Consider the following 23,595-nt stretch of genomic DNA (forward strand, 5'->3'; position numbering starts at 1 on the left):
ACGGCTATGGCCAAGAACTCCGCATCCTCTCAGCCCGGCTCGCCGTCGCCCTCCCTCAAGGAGGTCAAGGCGATGCAGCGCGACCGCCGTCGCCAGATGAAGGCAGACAAGAAGTCCGACCGCGCGGCCAAGCGCGCCGAGCGCAGCCGCAAGCCCGGCATCATCACGCAGCTGAAGCAGGTCTTCAGCATGACCCGCCAGCACTACCCGAAGCTGGTGCTGTGGATGGTGCTCGCCTTCGTGGCGACCCTGCTGGTCGGACTGCTCATCGGTCTGCTGCTCCACAACTGGATCACCTGGCTGCTGATCTCCATCCCGTTCGGCGTCCTGGCGGCGATCATCGTGATGAACCGCTTCGCCGAACGCGCGATGTTCGCCCAGATCGACGGCCGCCCGGGTGCCTCCGGCGCCGCCCTGTCCACGCTGAAGCGCGGCTGGATCGTCTCCCAGGAGCCGGTCGCCGTGAACCCGCGCACCCAGGACGTCGTCTACCGTGCGATCGGCCGCCCGGGCGTCGTCCTGGTGACCGAGGGGCCGTCCAACCGCATCGCGAAGCTCGTGAACAAGGAGGAGCGCGCCATGAAGCGCTTCCTGCCGAACGTGCCGGTGCGCGTCGTGGAGACCGGTCATGGCGAGGGGCAGGTCCCGCTGCACAAGGTCGTCAAGACCCTCAAGGCTATGGAGAAGAAGCTGACCAAGCACGAGGTCAACGCGGTGGACAAGCGCCTGTCCGCCATCGGCTCCGCCAAGCTCCCGATCCCGAAGGGCGTCGACCCCATGAAGGCCCGCCCGGACCGCCGGAGCATGCGCGGACGCTGACCGGCCCGCTCCCCGCGCCGCGGACCAGACGATGACGGACCGTCACCTCGCGAGGTGACGGTCCGTCGTCGTTGTCCCGCCCGCGACACCGTCCGGCGCCCGGCGCCGAAGGCCCCGCACGCAGGCGCCTCGGTCTCACATGACGAGCTCCACGGTGCCGGCGGCCTTGTCGTGGAGGCTGCGGCCGTCCGGGTCCACGATCATCAGCGGCAGCACCAGGCACAGCAGGACGGTGCGCAGCAGGATCCTGTGCACGGGCGCGGTGGAGCCGCCGCCCAGGGGCACCACCTGGATGCGGACGAGGGCCTTGCCCACCGTGGTGGCGAGCAGGGACAGGCCGAGTACGTGCATGACGGCCAGGGCGATGAGGGTGGCCAGGGCGTTGCCGCCGAAGAAGACGTTGGAGATCACCAGGGCGATGGCCCAGTCGATGCAGAGCGCGCCGATCCGGCGCAGGGGGCGGGCCAACGAGCTCGGCCCGGACTCCGGCAGGCCGAGCCGGTCGCCGGGCCACCGGCCGGCGTGGATGTTGCCGCCGGGCCCATCCACCCAGCCAGCCATCTCTCGGCGGGTGATCAGCGGCTCGCTCCGGCCGCCCTGAGGTCGCTGCTGCCGCGGGGTCTTCTCGTCTCTGGCCACCCCACCAGCGTAGTCGGGGTCCGCCGGCGGCGCGTTACACGCCGGAAACACCCACGGCATGACCGCGTCACGCCGCTCACGTAGTGTGAAGGAAGCTCCACGGCGGAAGAACTCCTGCCGCGGGCGCCCCCACTGCCACACAAGGAAGGCGAGGCGAGAACAATGTTCAGCTCTGTCGAGGAAGCCCTCACGTTCATCAAGGAGGAGGGCGTCGAGTTCGTGGACATCCGCTTCACCGACCTGCCGGGCGTCCAGCAGCACTTCAACGTGCCGGCCACGACCGTGGACGAGGACTTCTTCCGGGACGGCCAGCTCTTCGACGGCTCCTCCATCCGTGGCTTCGCCGGCATCGCTGAGTCGGACATGCAGCTGATCCCGGACATCGCCACCGCCTACGTGGACCCGTTCCGCATCCGCAAGACCCTGGCGATGAACTTCTCCATCGTGAACCCGCGCACCGGCGAGCCGTACCACCGCGATCCGCGCGGTGTCGCCCAGCGTGCCGAGGAGTACCTGACCGCCTCCGGCATCGCAGACACCGCGTTCTTCGCCCCCGAGGCCGAGTTCTTCGTCTTCGACGATGTCCGCTACGAGTCCTCTCCGCGAGGGTCCTTCTACGCGGTGGATTCCGAGGAGGCCTGGTGGAACTCGAGCCGAGAGGAGGCGGGCGGCAACCTCTCCCACAAGACCCCCGAGAAGGGCGGCTACTTCCCGGTGGGCCCGACCGACAAGCAGGCTGACCTGCGCGACGAGATCTGTGCCGTCCTGAACGAGGTCGGCCTCGAGGTGGAGCGTTCGCACCACGAGGTGGGCGCGCCGGGCCAGGCCGAGATCAACTACAAGTTCAACACCCTGACCCACTCGGCCGACGACATCCTGAAGTTCAAGTACGTCGTCAAGAACGTCGCCGAGCAGTTCGGCAAGACCGCCACCTTCATGCCCAAGCCGGTCTTCGGCGACAACGGCTCGGGCATGCACTGCCACCAGTCCCTGTGGACCGACGGCGAGCCGCTGTTCTACGACGAGAAGGGCTACGCGAACCTGTCCGACACCGCCCGCTGGTACATCGGTGGCCTGCTGAAGCACGCCTCCGCCGTCCTGGCGTTCACCAACCCGACCGTGAACTCCTACCGCCGCCTGGTCAAGGGCTTCGAGGCCCCGGTGAACATGGTGTACTCCCAGGGCAACCGCTCCGCCGGCATCCGCATCCCGATCACCGGCTCGAACCCGAAGGCCAAGCGCATCGAGTTCCGCGCCCCGGACGCCTCCGGCAACCCGTACCTGGCCTTCGCGGCCCAGCTGATGGCGGGTCTGGACGGCATCCGCAACCGCATCGAGCCGGCCGAGCCGATCGACAAGGACCTCTACGAGCTCCCGCCGGAGGAGGCCGCGGACATCCAGAAGGCCCCTGCCTCGCTGGAGGAGGCGCTGAGCGCCCTCGAGGAGGACCACGAGTTCCTGCTCGCCGGCGACGTCTTCACCGAGGACCTCATCCAGGCTTGGATCGACTACAAGCGCGAGACCGAGATCGCCCCGCTCGCCGCCCGCCCGAACCCCTACGAGTTCGAGCTGTACTACTCCTGCTGACGTCATAGCAGGGATTCCGCGGGCGTAGTCAGCTAGGAGTCCGCGCGGCCCCGCAGCCTCTCTCCGGAGGGTGCGGGGCCGTCGTCGTGGTGGCCGGCACGCGCCGGCGGCGCGGAATAACGACGACGGCCCCGGGCGCTGGCACTGACGACCCACCGTCGTCTGCCCACCGGAGGACCACCATGACCGCGCTGCCGATCTCGATGCTCGACCTGGCCACCGTGAAGCCGGGACGGACGGTGGCCGAGGCCCTGTCGGAGTCCGTGCAGCTCACGCAGGCCGCCGAGGAGCAGGGCTTCACGCGCGTGTGGTTCGCCGAGCACCACAACATGCCGGGCATCGCGTCGTCCGCCACCGCCGTGCTCCTGGCCCACGTGGCCACGCAGACCTCCACCATCCGGCTGGGCTCCGGCGGCGTCATGCTGCCCAACCACTCCCCGCTGGTGATCGCCGAGCAGTTCGGCACGCTCGCCGAGCTCCATCCGGGACGCATCGACCTCGGACTGGGCCGTGCCCCGGGCACCGACCAGCGCACCCTGCAGGCCCTGCGCCGCTCCCCCGACGCCGCCGAGGACTTCCCCCAGGACGTCCTGGAACTTCAGGGCTACCTGCGCGGTGAGTCCCGCCTGCACGGCGTGGACGCGTACCCCGGCAAGGGGACGGACGTGCCGCTGCACATCCTCGGCTCCTCCGCCTTCGGCGCACAGCTGGCCGCCCGCCTCGGCCTGCCCTACGCCTTCGCCAGCCACTTCGCCCCGGACATGCTCGAGCACGCCGCGCGGATCTACCGCGAGACCTTCCAGCCGTCCGAGCAGCTGGCCGAGCCCCACTTCATGGCGGCGATGAACGTGGTGGCCGCGGACACCGAGGAGCAGGCCCGTGCCGAGTACGAGCACGCGCTGCGCCTGCGTGTGCAGATGCTGGTCGGCCGCGGACGGGACTACACCGACCAGGAGCTCGACCTGCTCATGGACTCGCCCGCTGCCGCGCAGGTGATCCGCATGGTGCGGCACACCGCCGTGGGCACCGGCGAGCAGGCCGCCGCCCACGTCCGCGACTTCGCGGCACAGAGCGGTGCGGACGAGGTGATGGTGACCGCCATGGCCCCGAGCCTGACGGTGCGCCGGCGCACGGTCGAGCTGCTCGGCGAGCACGTGGTGCGCGGCTGACGGACCGGTGGCACGCGCCCGTCCCTCCGAGGGAGTCTCCGGCACAGGCCGGCCGCCGGCATGGGGTCAGAGCCCGTAGAAGTGCTTCTCGAACACCTGGCGGGCATGGCGCATGGTGCGCTTGACGTGTTCCTCGACGTCGCCGGCGTGGTGCCCGGGTCCGGCGCACCAGCGGGCGAGCGCGGCCACGTCCCGAGTGTGGGAGGGCAGCACGTCCGAGGCCTTGCCGGACCAGAGGTAGCCGGCTGCACGGATGCGGCTGCACAGCAGCCAGGCCTTCTCGAGGGCCTCGGCGTCCGCGGCCGGGAGCAGGTCCAGGGACACCAGCGCGCGCAGCGCCGGAAGGGTGGACGTGGTGCGCAGCGAGGAGTGTTCGCCGGCATGGCGCAGCTGCAGAGTCTGCACGAGCCACTCGACGTCCGAGAGGCCGCCGGGGCCGAGCTTCACATGGCGGGAGGGCTGCACACCGCGCGGCAGCCGCTCGGACTCCACGCGGGCCTTGATGCGGCGGATCTCCCGCAGCTCCCCGGCGGAGAGTCCGCCGCTGTAGCGGACGGAGTCCGCCCAGTCCCCGATCTCCTCGAGCAGCGAGGGCTCGCCGGCGAGCGGACGGGCACGCAGCAGCGCCTGGCGCTCCCACACCTCGGCCCAGCGCTGGTAGTACTCGCGGTACGAGTCCATCGAGCGCACGAGTGGTCCCTGACGTCCCTCCGGGCGCAGATCCGCGTCCACCACGAGGGCGGGTTCCCCCGGCAGGGCGGGCTTCGCCGGCTGCTTGAGCAGGGCGGTGAGCTGCTTGGCGATCGCCACGGCCTGGTGCTGGGCCGCCTCCGGGTCCGCGCCCTCGCGCGGGCGGTGGACGAACATGGCGTCCAGGTCCGAGCCGTAGGTGATCTCGCGGCCGCCCTGACGGCCCATCGCCACGACGGCGACGTCGGTGAGCAGCTCCTCCTCCTGCTCGACCGCGGCCAGGCACACGTGCAGGGCTCCGAGCACGGCCACGTGGTCCACGTCGGAGAGCGCCCTGACGGTCTGCTCGAGGTCGATGTGACCGGAGGCGTCGGCCAGGGCGACGCGGAGGATCTCGCGGCGGCGGGCGTGTCGCACATGGCGGACCACCTTGGCCGGCTCCTCGGACCGGTCTCGGCGGGACAGGACGGCGCGGGCCTGCTTCCACAGGGCCTCCGGCTCCATCGGCTCGAGCTGGCGGTCGTCGCCGAGCCAGGCGGTCGACTCCGGGGAGTGCTCCAGCAGGTCACCGATGAACCGGGAGCTGGAGAGCACGCCGCACAGGCGCTGGGCGGCCGCGTTGGAATCGCGGAGCATGCGCAGGAACCAGGAGCTCGCCCCGAGGGACTCGGAGAGCCGACGGAAGGCGAGCAGACCGCCGTCCGGGTCCGGTCCGTCCGCGAACCAGCCGAGCATGACCGGCAGCAGCTGGCGCTGCATCGCGGCGCGGCGGGACACGCCCCGGGTGAGGGACTCGATGTGCCCCAGGGCTCCCTTCGGGTCGCGGTAGCCCAGGGCGGCCAGGCGCTCCTGGACCGCCTCGGCGGTGAGCTTGACCTCGTCGTCGGACAGGGCCGCCGTGGTGGACAGCAGCGGCCGGTAGAAGATCCGCTCGTGCAGCTGACGGACCTCACGGCGCACGGTGCGGAAGGCCTCGGAGAGCTCCCCGCCGCCGGCATGGCGCTGCTCGCCCGGCGCCTGCATGGAGCGGGCGACCACGCGCAGCGCCTCCTCCTTCGTGGGCATCAGGTGCGTGCGCCGCAGGTGGACGAGCTGGATGCGGTGCTCGAGGGTGCGCAGCCAGCGGTAGCGGGCGGCGAACGCCTCGGCGTCACGGGTGGAGATGTAGGAGGCCTCGCACAGCCGGTCGATGGCCTCGAGGGTGGAGCGGACGCGCACGGTCTCGTCCGCACGCCCGTGGACGAGCTGCAGCAGCTGCGCCGTGAACTCCACGTCCCGCAGACCGCCGCTGCCGAGCTTGATCTCCCGGTCCCGGTCCGCGTGGGCGATGGTGTCCATGACCCGGCCGCGCATCTTCTGCACGCTCTCCACGAAGCCCTCCTGGGCGGAGGACTTCCACACCAGCGGCCACATGCGGTCCATGTACTGCGCGCCGAGGGCGGTGGAGCCGGCGATCGGGCGGGCCTTGAGCAGCGCCTGGAACTCCCAGCCGTGGGCCCACCGCCGGTAGTACTGCGCGTGGGAGTCCACCGTGCGGGACAGCGCCCCGTCCCTGCCCTCGGGCCGCAGGTTGGCGTCCACCTCCCAGAGGTTCGGCTCGGGGGCGGCGCCGTAGACGACCTTGCCGATGCCGCCGGCCATCTCGGCAGCCACCACGGCGGCCGTCGTCTCGTCCTGGCCCTCGCCGGCGGCGTGGACGAAGACCACGTCCACGTCGGAGATGTAGTTGAGCTCGCGGGCGCCGCACTTGCCCATGCCGATCACGGCGAGGTCGAGGGTCGCGGCGGCCTCGCCGTGACGTTCGACGGCGGCGTCCCGGGCCACGGCGAGCGCGGCGTCGATCGCGGCACCGGCCAGGTCGGCCAGCCAGGCGGAGACGGACGGTTCGATCAGGGTGGGGTCGGCCGAGCCGAGGTCCTGCAGGGCGATCGCGGTGATCTGCCGGCGGTAGGCCCGACGCAGGGCCACGGCGGCCTCCGCACCGGTCCGGCCGGCCACGGGTCGCTCGGCCTCCGGGTCTGCGCCGACCGACTCGAGCAGCAGGCGACGCAGGGCAGCGGACTCGTCCTGCCAGTCCTGGCCGGTCGCGGCCGGGTCGCGCTGGGTCAGGGCGGGAGCGGTGGCGGCGGCCCGCTCGGGATCGGAGACGAGGTCCAGGTGCTCCGGGCGCCGGATGAGGAACTCGCCGAGGGCCTCGGACGCGCCCAGCAGGCGGGCCAGCCTCGCTGCCTGCTCCTCGTCCGCCACGATCCCCTTCGCGTCGGGCTCACGCTCGATCAGGCGCAGCCAGAGCAGCAGCGCCTGTTCCGGGTCCGGGGCGTGGGACAGTGCGGCCACGAGGGCCTCGAGGTCCACGCCCTCGAATTCCCTCTGGCCCATGAGGGAGCGGGCACGGTCCAGGTCCGTGAATCCGGCGGCCGTCAGGGCGCGGCGCTGGAGGGACTCGGCGTCGGCCCCGGGCAGCGAGGTCATCGGCGTCTCCCTCCGCTCAGAGGCCGCTGAGGTAGCGCTTGATCTCGTACTCGGTGACCTGGACCCGGTAGTCGTCCCACTCCTGGGCCTTGTTCCGCAGCAGGGTCTCGAAGACGTGCTCGCCGAGGACTTCGGCCACGAACTCGGAGTCCTCCATGATGCGCAGGGCGTCGTGCAGGGTGCCCGGCAGCGGCTGGTGGCCGAGGGCGCGACGTTCCATGGTGGTCAGCGCCGAGATGTCCTCGGCGGCGGCCTCGGGCAGCTCGTAGCCCTCCTCGATGCCCTTGAGGCCGGCGGCCAGCAGCAGGGCGTAGGCGAGGTAGGGGTTCACCCCGGCGTCCAGGCCGCGGTACTCGATGCGGGCAGAGCCCGCCTTGTCCGGCTTGTAGAGCGGCACGCGCACGAGGGCGGAGCGGTTGTTGTGGCCCCAGGACACGTAGGCGGGCGCCTCGCCGCCGCCCCACAGGCGCTTGTAGGAGTTCACGAACTGGTGGGTCACCGCGGTGATCTCCACCGAGTGGTGCAGCAGGCCGGCGATGAACTGCCGCGCCGTGGTGGAGAGCCGGTACTCGTCCGAAGGGTCGTAGAACGCGTTGGAGTCGCCCTCGAAGAGGGAGAAGTGGGTGTGCATGCCAGAGCCCGGGTGCTCGGAGAAGGGCTTGGGCATGAAGGTGGCGTAGTGGTCGTTGAGCGAGGCCACCTCCTTGATCACCGTGCGGAACGTCATGATGTTGTCCGCGGTGGTCAGTGCGTCGGCCGCGCGCAGGTCGATCTCGTTCTGTCCGGGGCCGCCCTCGTGATGGCTGAACTCCACGGAGATGCCCATGTCCTCCAGCAGCGTCACGGCGTGGCGGCGGAAGTCCTGGGCCACGCCGCCGGGGACGTGGTCGAAGTAGCCGGCGGAGTCCACCGGGACCGGCTTGCCGTCCGGTCCGGGCTGGGAGGACTGCAGCAGGTAGAACTCGATCTCCGGGTGCGTGTAGCAGCTGAAGCCCATGTCCGCGGCCCTGTTCAGGACGCGGCGCAGCACGTGGCGGGGATCGGCCGGGGAAGGCTCGCCCTCCGGGGTGAGCACGTCGCAGAACATGCGTGAGGTGCGCTCCTGCTCACCGCGCCACGGGAGGATCTGGAAGGTGGACGGATCCGGCTGCAGGAGCATGTCAGACTCGAAGATGCGGGTGTAGCCGTCGATCGAGGAGCCGTCGAAGCCCAATCCCTCGGTGAAGGCGCCCTCCACCTCGGCCGGGGCCAGCGCCACGGACTTGAGGGTGCCGATGACGTCGGTGAACCAGAGGCGGACGAAGCGCACGTCCCGGTCCTCGATGGTGCGGAGCACGAAATCCTGCTGTCGATCCATGCACGTCACTGTAGTCGGCGTGGTGCACGCCACTGCGTAGACTCGGGCACATGTCGACCCAGCATCCCCAGGCCGCCGACAGCGCGGTCGCACCCGCTTCCGCAGACACCGCCGACGAGACCGCCGTGTACGGGCCGCCCGCCCCGTCCCGCTACCGCACCGTGCACCTGCAGAGGGCCAAGGACGAGGGACGGCGGTTCGCGATGCTCACCGTCTACGACGCCATGACGGCCGCCCTGTTCGACGCCGCGGGCGTCGAGGCGCTGCTGGTCGGCGACTCGGTCGGCAACACCATGCTGGGCCACTCCTCGACCCTGCCGGTCACCGTGGAGGACATGGTGACCTTCTCCGCCGCCGTCGTCCGCGGCGTACAGCGGGCCTTCGTGGTGGCGGACCTGCCCTTCGGCTCCTACGAGGAGTCCCCCGAGCAGGCCGTCCGCTCCGCCATGCGCCTGGTGAAGGAGGCCGGTGTGCACGCCGTGAAGATGGAGGGTGACGAACGCTTCGTCCCCCATGTGGAGGCCATGACCGCCGCCGGCATCGCCGTGGTGGCCCACATCGGGTTCACCCCGCAGTCCGAGCACGTGCTCGGCGGCTACCGGGTGCAGGGCCGCGGCGACGGCGCGGCCGACCGGATGATCGCCTCCGCCCGCGCCCTCGAGGCGGCCGGCGCGTTCTGCGTGCTCATGGAGATGGTCCCCACCGAGGTCGCCCGTGCCGTGGACGAGGCCCTCACCGTCCCGACCATCGGCATCGGCGCCGGCGGCGGCACCACCGGACAGGTCCTCGTCTGGCAGGACATGCTCGGCCTCTCCGACGGCAGGAAGCCCCGCTTCGTGAAGCAGTACGCGGACCTGCACTCCGTGATCACCGACGCCGTGGCCGCCTACCGCCGGGACGTGATCACCGGCGCCTTCCCGGCCCCGGAACACCAGTTCGAGTCCTGACGGCCTCCCGCTGCCGCGCGCCCGTCGCCGCCGGCGGCCGGGAGCGAGACGGCGGGGCCCGAGGTCAGTCGGCGTCGTTGCCGGGACGGTTGTCCCACTTGCTGTCCTCGTCGTCCGCGGCGTCCGCGGCCTCGTTGTTGGCCGCGACCTTCGCCATCGCCCCCTCGGCCTCCTCGCGGGAGCCGTAGGGGCCCAGCAGCTGCGACCAGTCCGACTGGGCGCCCTGCTCGACCTGGCCGGTGCGGGTGTTGTACCAGAACTCTTTCTCGCTCATGGGGGCGAGCGTAGCCCCCGAGTAGGCTGGACACCATGCCCGAATCGCGTCCTGCAGCACCGTCCAGCCACAACGGCCCCCGTCCGGAGGGCCCGCCCGCGCCCCAGGAGGGCTCGCGTGCCCCGATCGGCACCCTGACCCCGGGCGTCCTCTCCCCCGCGCCGCCCGTGCCCGCCTCGATCCCGCGCCCCGAGTACGTGGGCAAGAAGACCGCGGACGAGGGCAACGCCTCGGACGTCTACGACGCCGCCGGCATCGCCCGGATCCGCGAGGCCGGCCGCCTCGCTGCCGAGGCCATGGAGCACACCGCCGCCCACATCCGTCCCGGCGTCACCACGGATGAGCTCGACCGGATCGCCCACCAGTACCTCGTCGAGCGCGGCGCCTACCCGTCCTGCCTCGGCTACCGCGAGTTCCCGCGCTCGATCTGCACCTCCCTGAACGAGGTCATCTGCCACGGCATCCCGGACTCGACCGTCCTCGAGGACGGGGACATCCTCAACCTGGACATCACCGCCTACTACGACGGCGTCCACGGGGACCACAACCGCACCTTCCTGGTCGGCGACGTGGACGAGGAGTCCCGCCTGCTCGTCGAGCGCACCCACGAGGCCATGATGCGGGGCATCCGTGCCGTCAAGCCCGGCCGCCAGGTCAACATCATCGGCCGCGCCATCGAGTCCTACGCCAAGCGCTTCGGCTACGGCGTGGTCCGCGACTTCATCGGCCACGGCGTCGGCGTGGAGTTCCACTCCGGCCTCGTGATCCCCCACTACGACACGGCCCCGCTGCACGACACCCTGCTCGTTCCCGGCATGGTCTTCACCATCGAGCCGATGATCACCCTCGGCACCCACGAGTGGGACATGTGGGACGACGGCTGGACCGTGGTCACCCGGGACCGGAAGCGCACGGCTCAGTTCGAGCACACGATCGTGGTCACCGAGGACGGCGCGGAGATCCTCACCGCCGTCTGACACGTGTGAGTCGCGCCACGGGCGCCGGTGCGCGGACAGCCCTCGGGCCTGTCCGTAGACTGGCGCCCGTGAGCACTTCGAGCACCTCCAAGTACCCCACGGCCGTCGGCATCGATGTGGGCGGCACCGGCATCAAGGGCGGTCAGGTCCGCCTCGGCACCGGCAAGAAGGCCGGCACTCTGCGCGGCGACCGCTTCCGCATCCCGACCCCGCAGCCCGCCGTCCCGGACTCCGTCGCCCAGACCCTCGCGGCGATCGCCGAGGAGCTCGACGCCCGCCCGAAGGCCGCCCCGGCCGACGCGACCCTGGGCGTCTGCTTCCCCTCGATCGTCCGCGACGGCGTCTGCCTGTCCGCGAACAACATCGACACCTCCTGGATCGGCACCGACATCGCCGGTCTCTTCTCCGAGACCCTCAAGCGTCCGGTGCGTGTGCTCAACGACGCCGACGCCGCCGGCCTCGCCGAGGCCCGCTACGGCGCCGGCCGCGGTGCCCAGGGGCTGGTCATGGTCATCACCCTCGGCACCGGCATCGGCGGCGCCATGATCCACGACGGCCGCCTCGTCCCGAACTTCGAGGTCGGCACCATGGAGCTGGACGGCGTCATGGCCGAGCAGCGCGCCTCCGCCAAGGCCCGCGAACGTGAGAACCTGTCCTGGCCCGAGTACGCCGAGCGGCTGCAGCGCTTCTTCGGCCACCTCGAGCGGATCTTCTCCCCCGACCTGTTCATCGTCGGAGGCGGCATCTCCAAGCGCCCGGACGACTACCTGCCGCTGCTGCGGCTGAACGCCCCCATCGTCCCCGCCCAGCTGGTGAACAACGCGGGCATCGTCGGCGCCGCCCTGGCCGCTCACGACGACCCGGCCGACGCGAACTGACGTCACAGGAGAGTCGACATGACACCCCGTCCCCGCACGGCCCTGTCCCGGCTCCTGCGCCGAACCGTGCCGACGCCCGTGACGTCGGCGCTCCGGCGCTACCGGGGCACGTCCGCTGCGAACGCCCCGGCCTCCGCCGTCCCTGACTCCGGCCCGTCGGCCGACGAACGTCTGCGCCGTTCCGAGGCCCGCACGAAGGAGCTGCTGGAACTGCTGACCGATGCACAGGCCCGTGCCGCGCAGCACGAGGGCACGCTGACGGCGGCACAGGCGCAGCTGGCCGACGCCGTCGCGGAGCGCGACGCGGCCCGCAAGGAGGTGAGGCGACTGCGCAACCACGTGGCGATCTGGCAGAGGCGCATCAAGTCCCCTTCGTTCCTGCGCCACCACCACGCCTGGGTCGACCTCGGCAAGCACTACCGTCAGGATCCCAGCCCTGCGAAGGAGCGCATCGGCGAGCTCAACCGCAAGCTGTGGGTCCATGCCTACGCGGCCAGCCACGGCGTCGCCCTGCCCACGATCTATGCACTGGCCGAGCGTCCCGAGGACGTCGACCTGTCTCGACTGCCGGACGAATTCGTCGTGAAGTCCGACGGCGGCACGGCCAGCAAGGCGGTCCTGCCGCTGCGCCGAGTGGGCGAGGACCGCTACGAGTGGATCAGCCACGACCCGCCCCGTACGCTCTCCACGACCGAGGTCGTCGAGCACTTCCAGGCCGCACGTGCCGCCGGTGCCTCCTACGGCCCCGTCTTCGCCGAGCAGCTGCTCCGTCCGCTGCACGGCGAGGGCCTGCCCGACGACGTGAAGATCTACGTCGCCTACGGAAAGGTCCTGCACGTCCTCCTGCGCCGACCGCAGATCATCGACGGCCGCCCGGTCACCACCACACGCTATGTGGACGACAAGGGCGTCAGCCTCGGCAAGGTGGCGCTGTGGGGCCAGCACTCCGAGGACATCCCGGTCCCCGAGCAGCTCGACCATATGCTGGCCGTCGCCGTGCGGCTCTCCCTGTCCCTGCCGATGCCGCTGTGCCGCGTCGACATGTACGAGACGCCCGACGGACCGGTGCTCGGCGAGATCACCCGGACTCCCGGCGCACCGCACTTCTACCGTGAAGACCACGACCTGTTCCTCGGCAACGAATGGACCAAGGCGGAGGCGCGCCTGTTCGAGGACATGCACCAGGGGCGCTCGGGTCGTCCCCTGTGGGGACCGCACGCGGACCTGTCGATGATCGACGACATCCCCGGGTTCGACGCACCACAGGTCTGACCCGACCCCCAGACGAGGCGAGGTCCCGACGGACGGCGAGCGGCCGTCGTCGGGACCTCGTTGCCTCTGCACGCCCGGGGCCCGACGACCCCGGAATGCACCGAGGGCGGTTCCGGCTTCCCCTCCGGAACCGCCCTCGGCAGACTCGTGGTCCCGGCACTGCCGGAACCGGGCACCACTCTACCGGGTGAACAGCCGTGGTTGTAAAGCCGGAGAACGACGTTCGTCCCCCATCTCCCGCAGGTCCGCGATCGCGGTCTCGAAGTCCTGCAGCGACTCGAAGTCCTGGTAGACGGACGCGAACCGCAGATACGCCACCTTGTCCAGCCGGCGCAGCGGGTCCAGGATCGCCAGGCCGACGTCATGCGCGTCCACCTCCGCATGGCCGGTGGCGCGGATCGACTCCTCGACCTCCTGTGCCAGCATCGCCAGGTCGTCCGCGCTCACGGGGCGACCCTGGCAGGCCTTGCGCACGCCGTTGATCACCTTGGAGCGGTCGAAGGGCTCGGCCACGCCGGAGCGCTTCACCACGGTCAGCGACGTGGTCTCCATGGTGGTGAACCGCTTGCCGCAGTCCTGGCACTGGCGGCGCCGGCGGATCGCCGAGCCGTCGTCCAACGAGCGCGAGTCCACCACACGGGAGGCCTCATGCCGGCAGTACGGACAGTGCACGTCTGCTCCTTCCGATCACGCGGGGGCGTCTGTGGTGAGCGTACCGCGCGCTCAGCCCAGGCAGTGGGAGCCGAGCAGCACCTTGAGGTCGCCGAACAGCGCCGGATTCGGGTTCACCCGGAACTGCGGGCCCAGCTGGTAGACCTCCGTGGACCGCTGGCCGGACAAGTGCAGGCGCACCTCGGTGGAGCCGTCGTGGTTGCGGAGGGTGTCCGCGAGCTGGCCCATCAGGTCCTCCGTGGCACGGAACGCCGGGATGGTGATGGTCACCGGCCCGCCGTCCGTGTCCTTCAGCTCCGGGATGGTCAGCTCCTGGGCGGAGAGGACCACGGAGCCGTCGTCGCGGCGCTGCACGCGGCCCTTGACCGCCACCACCAGGTCCTCCGCCAGCATCATCGCGATCGGGGCGTAGACCTGGCCGAAGAACATCACGTCCATCGAGCCGCCGAGGTCCTCGATCTCGCACCGGGCATAGGCGTTGCCGGAGGACTTCGCGATGCGCCGCTCGAGCGTCGTGATCAGGCCCGCGATCGTCACGGACTGGCCGTCGGCCGGACCGTCGTCGTCCAGCACGCGGGTGATCTGCGTGTCCGCGAACTGGTTGAGGACGCCGTCCAGCCCCTGCAGCGGATGGTCCGAGACGTAGAGGCCGAGCATCTCGCGTTCGAAGGTGAGCTTGTCCTTCTTCGGCCACTCCGGCAGGTCCGGGACCACCACGGAGTCGGACTTCTCCTCCTCCGTGTCCTGCCCGCCGCCGAGCGCGAAGATGTCGAACGTGAACTCGCCGTGGTCCTCCTTGCGCTTCTGCTGCACGGTGGCGTCCACGGCCTCTTCGTGGACGGCGAGCAGCGCGCGGCGGGCGTAGCCGAGGGAGTCGAAGGCGCCGGCCTTGATCATGGACTCGATGGTCCGCTTGTTGCAGACCACCAGCGGCACCTTCGCCAGGAAGTCGCCGAAGGACGTGTAGTTGCCCTTCTCCTCACGGCTCTGGACCATGCCGCGCACGACGTTCGCACCGACGTTGCGGACCGCGCCCATGCCGAAGCGGATGTCGTTGCCGACCGGGGTGAAGTTCTGGAAGGACTCGTTGACGTCCGGCGGCAGCACCGTGATGCCCATGTGGCGGCACTCGTTGAGGTACATCGCCAGCTTGTCCTTGTCATCCCCCACCGAGGTGAGCAGCGCGGCCATGTACTCCGCCGGATAGTGGGCCTTCAGGTACGCGGTCCAGTAGGACACCAGCCCGTACGCGGCCGAATGCGCCTTGTTGAACGCGTAGTCCGAGAACGGCAGCAGGATGTCCCACAGCGCCTTGACGGCGGCCTCCGAGAAGCCGCGGTCGATCATGCCGCCGTGGAAGGCCTCGTACTGCTTGTCCAGCTCGGCCTTCTTCTTCTTGCCCATCGCACGGCGGAGGATGTCCGCCTGTCCGAGCGAGTAGCCGGCGACCTTCTGCGCGATCGCCATGACCTGCTCCTGGTAGACGATCAGGCCGTAGGTCGTGTCCAGGATGTCCTTGAGCGGCTCCTCCAGCTCCGGGTGGATCGGGGTGATCTCCTGGAGCCCGTTCTTGCGCAGCGCGTAGTTGGTGTGAGAATTCGCTCCCATCGGGCCCGGACGGTACAGCGCGATGGTCGCCGAGATGTCCTCGAAGTTGTCCGGCCGCATCATCTTCAGCAGCGAGCGCATGGGCCCGCCGTCGAGCTGGAACACGCCGAGGGTGTCGCCGCGGGCGAGCAGCTCGTAGGACGCCCGGTCGTCCACGTCGAGGGTCTCCAGGTCCAGGTCCACGCCCTGGTTGGCCTTCACGTTCTCGATCGCGTCCGAGATGATCGTGAGGTTGCGCAGGCCCAGGAAGTCCATCTTGATCAGTCCGAGCCCCTCCGCGGTGGGGTAGTCGAACTGGGTGATGACCTGGCCGTCCTGCAGCCGGCGCATGATCGGGATGACGTCGATCACCGGGTGCGAGGACATGATGACGCCCGCGGCGTGCACGCCCCACTGCCGCTTCAGGCCCTCCAGGCCCTTCGCCGTCTCGAAGACCTCCTTGGCCACCGGGTCCGTGGCGATCAGCTCGCGGAAGTCACCGGCCTCCGCGTAGCGCTTGGCCTCCGGGTCCTCGATGTCCTTCAGCGGGATGTCCTTGGCCATCACCGCCGGCGGCAGCGCCTTGGTGAGGGCCTCGCCCATGGAGAACGGCTGGTCCATCACGCGGGCGGAGTCCTTGAGCGCCTGCTTCGTCTTGATGGTGCCGTAGGTGACGATCATGGTGACGCGCTCGTCCCCGTACTTGCGGGTGACGTAGTCGATCACCTCGGAGCGGCGGCGATCGTCGAAGTCGACGTCGAAGTCCGGCATGGACACACGGTCCGGGTTGAGGAAGCGCTCGAAGATCAGGCCGTGCTTGAGCGGGTCCAGGTCCGTGATGCGCAGCGCGTACGCGACCATCGAGCCCGCGCCGGAGCCGCGGCCGGGGCCCACGCGGATGCCGTGGTCCTTGGCCCAGTTGATGAAGTCCGCCACCACCAGGAAGTAGCCGGGGAAGCCCATCGAGATGATGACGTCCAGCTCGTAGTCCGCCTGCTTGCGGACGTGGTCCGGCACGCCGTCCGGGTAGCGGTAGTCGAGGCCGGCGGCGACCTCCTTGATCAGCCAGCTGGTCTCGTCCTCCCCGTCCGGGGTGGGGAACAGCGGCATGTAGTTCGCGTCCGTGTCGAAGGAGACCTCGCACCGCTCGGCGATCACCAGGGTGTTGTCGCAGGCCTCCGGAAGCTCCTTGAACAGGTCCCGCATCTGCCGCGGGGACTTCAGGTAGTACTCGGTGCCGGAGAACGCGAAGCGGGAGCCGCCCTGGTCATAGGTCGGCTCGTTGAGCTTGGAGCCGGACTGGATGGCCAGCAGCGCCTCATGGGCCTTCGAATCGTGCTCGTGGGTGTAGTGCAGGTCGTTCGTGGCCACGAACGGAAGGTCCAGCTCCTTGGCGAGCCGGCGCAGGTCCGTCATGACGCGGCGCTCGATGTCGAGGCCGTGGTGCATGACCTCGCAGTAGAAGTTGTCCTTGCCGAAGATGTCCCGGAAGTCCGAGGCTGCCTGCAGCGCCTCACGGTACTGCCCCAGGCGCAGGCGGGTCTGCACCTCGCCCGAGGGGCAGCCGGTGGTGGCGATGATGCCCTTGGAGTACTGGCTGAGCAGCTCCCGGTCGATGCGCGGCCACTTCGCGTACACGGAGTCCAGCGAGGCGATCGAGCCCATCTTGAACAGGTTGTGCATGCCCGTGTTGTCCTCGGACAGCAGGGTCATGTGCGTGTACGCGCCGCCGCCGGAGACGTCGTCCCCGCGCTGGTGGGGCTCGCCCCAGCGGGTCTTCTCCTTGTCCGTGCGGTGCTGGTTCCCCGGTGTCAGGTAGGCCTCGAGGCCGATGATCGGCTTCACACCGGCCTGCTTGGCCTTGTTCCAGAAGTCGAAGGCGCCGAAGTGGTACCCGTGGTCCGTGATCGCCAGTGAGTCCATGCCCAGGCGGTTGGCCTCGGCGAAGAGCTCGTCGAGCTTCGCGGCGCCGTCCAGCATCGAGTACTCGGTGTGGGTGTGCAGGTGGACGAAGCCACCGTCCTTCGTGGCCTCTGCGGCGGTCTCGGCGGTCGCGGACATCGGTGCGCACTTCCTCCTGGGCACGGGGCGCACCGGAGGGGACCGGGGCGCCGGGGTGGTTCGGCCGACGGGTCGGACGGTGTCCGGGCGACGGCGGGGGCTGGGCGGCGAGGCTCCAGCCTACTGCGCTCAGGCCTCCCCGCGCAGGGCGGCCAGGGCGTGGTCGAGGTCGTCCGGGTACGGCGAGACGATCGTCACGGACTCCCCCGTGACCGGATGCGGCAGCTCGAGCCGATGGGCGTGCAGCCACTGCCGCGTCAGCCCCAGCTCGGCGGCGAGCTTCGGGTTCGCCCCGTAGGTCAGGTCGCCCACGCACGGATGGCGCAGCGCGGAGAAGTGCACGCGGATCTGGTGGGTGCGTCCGGTCTCCAGGTGCACCTGGACGAGGGTGGCCGGACCGAACGCCTCGAGCGTCTCGTAGTGGGTCACCGAGGCCCGGCCGCCGTCGATCACGGTGAACTTCCACTCGTGGCCGGGGTGCCGGCCGATCGGCGCGTCGATCGTCCCGGACAGCGGCTCCGGCAGGCCCTGCACGACGGCGTGGTACACCTTGGTCGGCACCCGGTCGCGGAACTGGTCCTTGAGCGCCGTGTACGCCTGCTCCGTCTTCGCCACCACCATCACGCCGGTGGTGCCGACGTCGAGCCGGTGCACGATGCCCTGGCGTTCCGGGGCTCCCGAGGTCGAGATCCGGTAACCCAGCGCGGCCAGGCCGCCGACCACCGTGGGCCCGACCCAGCCGGGCGAGGGGTGGGCGGCCACGCCCGTGGGCTTGTCCACCGCCACCATGTGCTCGTCCTCGAACAGGATGCGCATCTCGTCCACGGGTTCGATCCTCACTTCCAGCGGGTCGCCGTCGTCCGGCACGTCCACCACGAGCCGTTCCCCCGGCACGGCCTTCGCGGACTTGCTCAGGGTGCGGTCGCGTCGGCCGTTGCGGGTCTCGGCGCGGACCAGCCCGCGGGAGAACCAGTCGGCCAGCTGTGAGCGGGAGACCCCGAAGGCCTCCGAGAGCACGACGTCGGCCCGTCGCCCCGCGTGCTCGTCCGTCACCTCGAGCGTCTCCGTGCGTCCGGGGTGCATGCCCATGCTCAGCTCCGCCGCCCGTCGTCGTGGGCACCGTCCACCCGGCGGCCCAGGAAGACCAGGAGGCACACGGCGACCATGGCGCAGCAGATGAACGAGTCTGCGACGTTGAAGACGGCGAAGTTCGGCACCCAGATCATGTCCACCACGTGGCCCTGACCGAACGACGGCGGCCGGAACAGGCGGTCGGTGAGGTTCCCGAGGACTCCGCCGGCCAGGCCGCCGAGCGCCAGGGCCCAGGGCAGGGAGCGCACGCGCAGGATCAGCACCAGCGCGACCACGGCGACGACCGACTGGATCACGGTGAAGACCCAGGTCATGTCCTCGCCGATCGAGAAGGCGGCGCCCGGGTTCAGGATGTAGTGCCAGTGCAGCAGGCCCGGGATCACGTCGATGGTCTGGCCGAGCGTCATGGACTGCTCGACCCAGTACTTGGTGCCCTGGTCCAGCAGGTAGGCGACAACGAGCACCGCCGCCGCGAGGAGCGTGCGGCGGCGGGGGCGGACGACGGCCGTGGAGGTCACCGCTCAGCCTGCTCGACGGCGCAGCCCTGCGTGAGTGGGGTCCGACGGAACCGCTCGGTGACGAGGTCCTCCCTCAACAGCGACATCGGGGCACTCCTCCAGGGTCGGGGGCAGACCCCGGCGCTGGGGTCCGCAGGCGGCGGGCGTGGCGGTCCGGTGCGGTCCGCAGCCGCGGTCCGGAGGCCTCCGTCAGGCTATCACCGGGGCTGACACGGACGCCGCCGGAGACGGCGGGTCAGACCAGGGCGCGGACGAGAAGCTTCAGGATCACCACGGCGATGAACAGGACGAGGAACGCCAAGTCCAGCTGGACGCCGCCGAGGTTCAGCGGCGGCAGCTTCTGCCGGATCGCGCGCAGCGGGCGGTCGGTGACACCGTAGATCGCGCTCGCCACCACCAGCACGATCCCCGAGGGACGCCAGTGCGGGACGAACGACGTCACGACGTCGAAGACGATCCGGACGATCAGCACGGCCTGGAAGACCGTGAGCAGGATGTACAGGCAGGCGAGCAGCAGCGCCATCGCGAGCGATCAGTCCTCGGTGAACAGGGCGGCGTGCTCGCCGCCGTCCTGGTTCTCGTCCCCCATGACCTCGACGGTCGACGGGGTCAGCAGGAAGACCTTGTTGGTGATGCGGGAGATCGAGCCGTGCAGGCCGAAGACGAGGCCGGCGGAGAAGTCCACGAGGCGCTTGGCCTCGTTGTCCCCCAGCTCCGTCACGTTCATGATCACCGGCATGCCGGAGCGGAACGCCTCGCCGATCGACTTGGCGTCGTTGTAGGACCGCGGGTGCACGGTGGTCAGGGTTCGCACGGGGGCTCCTTCGCTGGCCGACGCGGCGGCACGCTTGATCGGGGTGACGGGGGCACGGTACTCCTGCTCGGAGCTCTCCGCGCGGGACGGGCGCGAGGTCTGGTCCGAGGCGGCCGGACGGGAGCCCTCGGCACGGGCGGGGCGCTGCTCGCGCTCGGCCGGGGCCGCAGCGGCGGAGGCCGGCTCTGCGGCGGCACGCTGCTCGTGCTCGGCCGGGCTGGAGGCCGCCGTGGCCGGACGGTCCTCGGCGGCGGCCGGCCGGCGCTCACGGGATTCCTGGCGCGGGATCTCGTCGTAGTCCTCACCGTCGGCCAGGCCGAGGTAGATCATCGTCTTCTTCAGGGCACCGGACATGCGTCAGTTCCTTCGGGGAGGGGCGGCTCGCAGCGGAGAGGGGCCGCGCCGCCGTGGCCATTCGGTCGGTGACGTCGAGGTCCGACACCCGGGATCCGGGGTCGGCGCGGTCGACGCGCTGTCACAGCAACGCTATCCCAGGTGCGCACGGCGTCCGAGGATGTCCGAGCCGATGCGCAGGTGTGTCGCCCCGGCGGCGACCGCCTCCTCGAGGTCGGCGGTCATGCCCATGGAGAGCCGGTCCGCCTCGGGGTGCCCGTCGCGCAGCCGTGCGGACAGGTCTGCCGCGCGTGCGAACGACTCCGCCGGGTCGATCCCGCGCGGGGCGACGCACATCAGGCCGCGCAGGCGCAGCCGCGGCGCGGCGGCGATGCGGGCCGCCAGCGCGGGGACGTCCTCGGGTGCCGCCCCGCCGCGGCCGCCGATGCCGTCGGTCGGACGGTCCTCGGGCTCACGCGGGTCCACGTCCACCTGGATGAGGCAGTCGAGGTCCTCGCGGGCAGGCACCTCGCCCGACGCCGCACGCTCGGCGCGCACCTGCATCGCCCGGGCGAGGGCGTCGACGAGGGACTCGCGGTCCACCGAGTGCACGGCAGCGGCGTAGCGGATGACGAGTTTGGCCTTGTTGGACTGGAGCTGACCGATGAAGTGCCAGGCCGGCGCGGTGACCGAGGCCTCCGCGCAGAGCCCGGCGGTCGCCTCGGCCTTGGGGCGGGCCTCCTGGTCCCGGTTCTCCCCCACGTCCGTGACGCCCAGGCGGGCGAGGGAGAGGACGTCCTCGGCCGGATGCGTCTTGGTCACCACGATCAGACGGGGCCGGTCCGTACGGCCTGCGGCGGCGCATGCCGCCTCGATCCGACCATGGACGTGCTCCAGGCCGGCCGCGATCTCTGCGGAGCGGTCGGCGGCGGGGTGCTGCTCGGTCACGGGGTCCTCCAGACGAGTCCGGCGAAACGGCCGCGCCCGGGGGCGCGACGATGGGAGAAGAGGCGTTCGTCCTCCACGGTGCACAGCTGCACGCGGTGCACGTCCACGCCGCGGGCGGCCAGCACGGCCTCAGCACCGGCGGGCAGGTCCAGGGAGGGCGTTCCCCAGGATGTGGTGGCGGAGGCCACCGGGAGCACCGTCGCGGACTCCGCCCGCATCTGCTCCGGCACCTCATAGCAGGCGCCGCAGACGCCCGGGCCGATCCAGGCGCGCACCGGCTCGCCCGCACCCGCGTCGGCCGGGCGCAGCGCCGCCAGCCGGTCGAGGGTGTTCTGCAGGACGCCGTCCAGAAGACCTCGCCGTCCTGCGTGGGCGACGGCCGTGGCCCCGGTGACGGGGTCGACGAACACCACGGGGAGGCAGTCGGCCACCATGATCGCCAGGGCCTGGGAGCCGCCGGCGGAGACGATGGCGTCGCCGACCCGGACGGGGCCGTCGCCCCAGCCTGCGCCGTCGGCGTCCACGACGTCGGCCGAGTGGATCTGGTCCACGAAGGCCGTCGACCCGGCGTCCACGCCCATCCGCTCTTCGAGTCGGGTGCGGGCCGCCGCGACGCCCTGGCGGGCCCGCTCGCGCTGGTGGCCGGAGCCGTCCGGAAGGACGTGGAAGGCCAGGTTGCCGGCCTGCACCGAGGTGAAGGCCACGTGGACCGCGCGTCCGTCGGCGTCGGTCACCTCATGGAACACGAACGGGTCGGAGGACGCGGCGGCGTCCCCCGACCCGGGCGAGTGGTCGAGCACGTGTCAGATCACTTCAGGAAGTCCGGCACGTCCAGGTCCGAGCCGCCGGAGCCGAGGTCCGGCTCCACGACGGTCGGCAGGTCCTCCTGCGCACGGCGCGGGGCCTGCTGCTGCGACTGCCGGCCGCCGTCCTGCTGACCGTGGGACGGGGCCTGGCCGCCGAACTGCGACGCACCCGCGACGCCGCCCTGCGAGCCCTGGTTCAGGGGCATGGTGCCCGGCACGGACGGGCGGGCCTGGTGCTCGGACTGCTGGCCGCCCTGGCCACCCTGCTGGCCTCCGGACTGCGCGGAGCCCTGCTGGCCGGCAGCGGACTGGCCCGGAACGGGCTGCTGACCGGAGCCGTAGGAGGTGGGGGCGGAGGTGACGTCCACCTTGTCGAAGCCCGCGGCGATGACGGTGACGCGCACCTCGTCGCCCAGGGCGTCGTCGATGACGGTGCCGAAGATGATCTTGGCCTCCGGGTGCGCGACCTCCTGGACGAGGCGGGCGGCCTCGTTGATCTCGAACAGGCCCAGGTCCGAACCGCCCTGGATGGAGAGCAGCACGCCGTGGGCACCGTCGATGGAGGCCTCCAGCAGCGGGGAGGCGATGGCCAGCTCGGCGGCCTTGACGGCGCGGTCCTCGCCCTGGGCGTGGCCGATGCCCATGAGCGCGGACCCGGCACCCTGCATCACGGACTTCACGTCGGCGAAGTCCAGGTTGATCAGGCCCGGGGTGGTGATCAGGTCGGTGATGCCCTGCACGCCGGACAGGAGCACCTGGTCGGCCTGGCGGAAGGCGTCCATGACGGAGACGTTGCGGTCCGAGATGGAGAGCAGGCGGTCGTTCGGGATGACGATGAGGGTGTCGACCTCGTCACGCAGGGCGTCGATGCCGTTCTCGGCGGAGTCGGCGCGGCGACGGCCCTCGAAGGTGAACGGGCGGGTGACGACGCCGATGGTCAGGGCGCCCAGGGAACGGGCGATGCGGGCCACGACCGGGGCGCCGCCGGTGCCGGTGCCGCCGCCCTCGCCGGCGGTCACGAAGACCATGTCCGCACCGCGGAGGACCTCCTCGATCTCCTCGGCGTGGTCCTCGGCGGCCTGACGGCCGACCTCGGGGTTCGCGCCGGCGCCGAGGCCGCGCGTGAGCTCGCGGCCCACGTCGAGCTTGACGTCGGCGTCCGACATCAGCAGAGCCTGCGCGTCAGTGTTGATCGCGATGAATTCGACGCCGCGCAGGCCGACCTCGATCATGCGGTTGACGGCGTTCACGCCGCCGCCGCCGATGCCGACGACCTTGATGACGGCCAGGTAGTTCTGGGGTGCAGCCACGGTGTTCAGTTCCCTTGTCTTCAGTCTCGATGTGAGCCGGTGCCGACGCGGGGCCATGGGCGACCGAGTCGGGCGGATGCCGCCGCGCCGCCCTCCCATCCCCGGACCCTCAACACGGGGTTGAAGGCTGCCCGGAGGCGCGGAGGAGAACGCGGCGACACCCAACGTTCAGGGCAACGGTAGCGTCACGGCGGACCGCCGCGCAAAGCGCCCAGGCCCGCATGGACGCTGATTTCTCGCCATAGATCTCAACCTTCACGCGATGCTTGAAGCACACGCGCTCTCCGCGCGACACCCGAGGGGCGCGATCTGGCCGCACCCATCGCCTTCACCTTCACCTTCGAGTTGAATGCTGTGAGGTTGCGGCGACCTC

20 protein-coding genes are annotated in these 23,595 nt (G+C 70.9%); 7 read left to right on the plus strand and 13 right to left on the minus strand.

Features of this window, described 5'->3' with window-relative positions; translation table 11 throughout:
• Positions 1-6 precede the first annotated feature (6 nt).
• Complete coding sequence (locus CEQ11_RS08780; protein ID WP_067188643.1) at positions 7-819, plus strand: DUF4191 domain-containing protein; 813 nt, start codon at positions 7-9, stop codon at positions 817-819.
• Positions 820-954: 135 nt separating this feature from the next.
• Here the strand turns inward: CEQ11_RS08780 and CEQ11_RS08785 are convergent, their stop codons facing one another.
• Entirely contained in the window at positions 955-1,458 is a 504-nt protein-coding gene (locus CEQ11_RS08785; RefSeq protein ID WP_067188645.1) for an RDD family protein, read from the minus strand.
• A 162-nt stretch (positions 1,459-1,620) separates the two neighbouring features.
• Between CEQ11_RS08785 and glnA (CEQ11_RS08790) the strand changes: the two genes are divergently transcribed.
• Both glnA (CEQ11_RS08790) and CEQ11_RS08795 read left to right on the plus strand, forming a co-directional pair.
• A complete protein-coding gene (glnA, locus tag CEQ11_RS08790; RefSeq protein WP_088478363.1) occupies positions 1,621-3,045 on the plus strand; it encodes a type I glutamate--ammonia ligase in 1,425 nt (474 codons plus the stop codon).
• A 182-nt stretch (positions 3,046-3,227) separates the two neighbouring features.
• Positions 3,228-4,214, plus strand: a complete 987-nt coding sequence (locus CEQ11_RS08795) for an LLM class flavin-dependent oxidoreductase (protein WP_070639251.1) — start codon at positions 3,228-3,230, stop codon at positions 4,212-4,214.
• Positions 4,215-4,280: 66 nt separating this feature from the next.
• Here the strand turns inward: CEQ11_RS08795 and CEQ11_RS08800 are convergent, their stop codons facing one another.
• Positions 4,281-7,376, minus strand: a complete 3,096-nt coding sequence (locus CEQ11_RS08800; RefSeq protein ID WP_088478364.1) for a bifunctional [glutamine synthetase] adenylyltransferase/[glutamine synthetase]-adenylyl-L-tyrosine phosphorylase — start codon at positions 7,374-7,376, stop codon at positions 4,281-4,283.
• A 16-nt stretch (positions 7,377-7,392) separates the two neighbouring features.
• Positions 7,393-8,733 carry a type I glutamate--ammonia ligase gene (gene glnA, locus CEQ11_RS08805; protein ID WP_067188652.1) on the minus strand — a complete coding sequence of 447 codons (1,341 nt, stop codon included), beginning with the start codon at positions 8,731-8,733 and terminating at the stop codon, positions 7,393-7,395.
• Positions 8,734-8,783: 50 nt separating this feature from the next.
• Between glnA (CEQ11_RS08805) and panB the strand changes: the two genes are divergently transcribed.
• Complete coding sequence (gene panB, locus CEQ11_RS08810) at positions 8,784-9,680, plus strand: 3-methyl-2-oxobutanoate hydroxymethyltransferase (RefSeq protein ID WP_088478365.1); 897 nt, start codon at positions 8,784-8,786, stop codon at positions 9,678-9,680.
• 64 nt (positions 9,681-9,744) lie between these two features.
• Here the strand turns inward: panB and CEQ11_RS08815 are convergent, their stop codons facing one another.
• Positions 9,745-9,954, minus strand: a complete 210-nt coding sequence (locus CEQ11_RS08815) for a hypothetical protein (RefSeq protein ID WP_067188654.1) — start codon at positions 9,952-9,954, stop codon at positions 9,745-9,747.
• A gap of 35 nt (positions 9,955-9,989) precedes the next feature.
• Between CEQ11_RS08815 and map the strand changes: the two genes are divergently transcribed.
• The 3 genes from map (at position 9,990) to CEQ11_RS08830 (ending at position 13,081) form a co-directional block, all read left to right on the plus strand.
• Positions 9,990-10,931, plus strand: a complete 942-nt coding sequence (gene map, locus CEQ11_RS08820; RefSeq protein ID WP_088478366.1) for a type I methionyl aminopeptidase — start codon at positions 9,990-9,992, stop codon at positions 10,929-10,931.
• A gap of 68 nt (positions 10,932-10,999) precedes the next feature.
• Positions 11,000-11,809 (plus strand): polyphosphate--glucose phosphotransferase, encoded by an 810-nt coding sequence (ppgK, locus tag CEQ11_RS08825; RefSeq protein WP_087134059.1) that lies wholly within the window; start codon positions 11,000-11,002, stop codon positions 11,807-11,809.
• Between the two features lie 18 nt (positions 11,810-11,827).
• Positions 11,828-13,081: an ATP-grasp fold amidoligase family protein gene (locus CEQ11_RS08830; RefSeq protein WP_088478367.1), complete on the plus strand. Its 1,254-nt coding sequence runs from the start codon at positions 11,828-11,830 to the stop codon at positions 13,079-13,081.
• Positions 13,082-13,261: 180 nt separating this feature from the next.
• Here the strand turns inward: CEQ11_RS08830 and nrdR are convergent, their stop codons facing one another.
• The 9 genes from nrdR to ftsZ all read right to left on the minus strand — a co-directional run bounded on the left by nrdR (position 13,262) and on the right by ftsZ (position 23,222).
• Positions 13,262-13,753 carry a transcriptional regulator NrdR gene (gene nrdR, locus CEQ11_RS08835; RefSeq protein WP_067188660.1) on the minus strand — a complete coding sequence of 164 codons (492 nt, stop codon included), beginning with the start codon at positions 13,751-13,753 and terminating at the stop codon, positions 13,262-13,264.
• 51 nt (positions 13,754-13,804) lie between these two features.
• Positions 13,805-17,401, minus strand: coding sequence for a DNA polymerase III subunit alpha (gene dnaE / locus CEQ11_RS08840; RefSeq protein ID WP_088478368.1), 3,597 nt, complete (start codon positions 17,399-17,401; stop codon positions 13,805-13,807).
• A gap of 129 nt (positions 17,402-17,530) precedes the next feature.
• Entirely contained in the window at positions 17,531-18,490 is a 960-nt protein-coding gene (locus CEQ11_RS08845; RefSeq protein ID WP_088478369.1) for an RluA family pseudouridine synthase, read from the minus strand.
• 2 nt (positions 18,491-18,492) lie between these two features.
• Positions 18,493-19,011, minus strand: coding sequence for a signal peptidase II (gene lspA / locus CEQ11_RS08850; protein ID WP_067188665.1), 519 nt, complete (start codon positions 19,009-19,011; stop codon positions 18,493-18,495).
• Between the two features lie 235 nt (positions 19,012-19,246).
• Positions 19,247-19,534, minus strand: a complete 288-nt coding sequence (locus tag CEQ11_RS08855) for a YggT family protein (protein WP_067188667.1) — start codon at positions 19,532-19,534, stop codon at positions 19,247-19,249.
• A 9-nt stretch (positions 19,535-19,543) separates the two neighbouring features.
• A complete protein-coding gene (locus CEQ11_RS08860; RefSeq protein WP_088478370.1) occupies positions 19,544-20,179 on the minus strand; it encodes a cell division protein SepF in 636 nt (211 codons plus the stop codon).
• 132 nt (positions 20,180-20,311) lie between these two features.
• Entirely contained in the window at positions 20,312-21,106 is a 795-nt protein-coding gene (locus CEQ11_RS08865; protein ID WP_088478371.1) for a YggS family pyridoxal phosphate-dependent enzyme, read from the minus strand.
• Positions 21,103-21,906: a polyphenol oxidase family protein gene (locus CEQ11_RS08870; RefSeq protein ID WP_088478372.1), complete on the minus strand. Its 804-nt coding sequence runs from the start codon at positions 21,904-21,906 to the stop codon at positions 21,103-21,105. The genes CEQ11_RS08865 and CEQ11_RS08870 overlap by 4 nt, the downstream gene beginning before the upstream one ends.
• A gap of 8 nt (positions 21,907-21,914) precedes the next feature.
• Positions 21,915-23,222, minus strand: coding sequence for a cell division protein FtsZ (gene ftsZ, locus CEQ11_RS08875; RefSeq protein WP_088478373.1), 1,308 nt, complete (start codon positions 23,220-23,222; stop codon positions 21,915-21,917).
• Between the last annotated feature and the right edge of the window lie 373 nt (positions 23,223-23,595).

This window comes from Micrococcus sp. FDAARGOS_333 (assembly GCF_002206575.2).
GTDB lineage: Bacteria > Actinomycetota > Actinomycetes > Actinomycetales > Micrococcaceae > Micrococcus > Micrococcus lylae.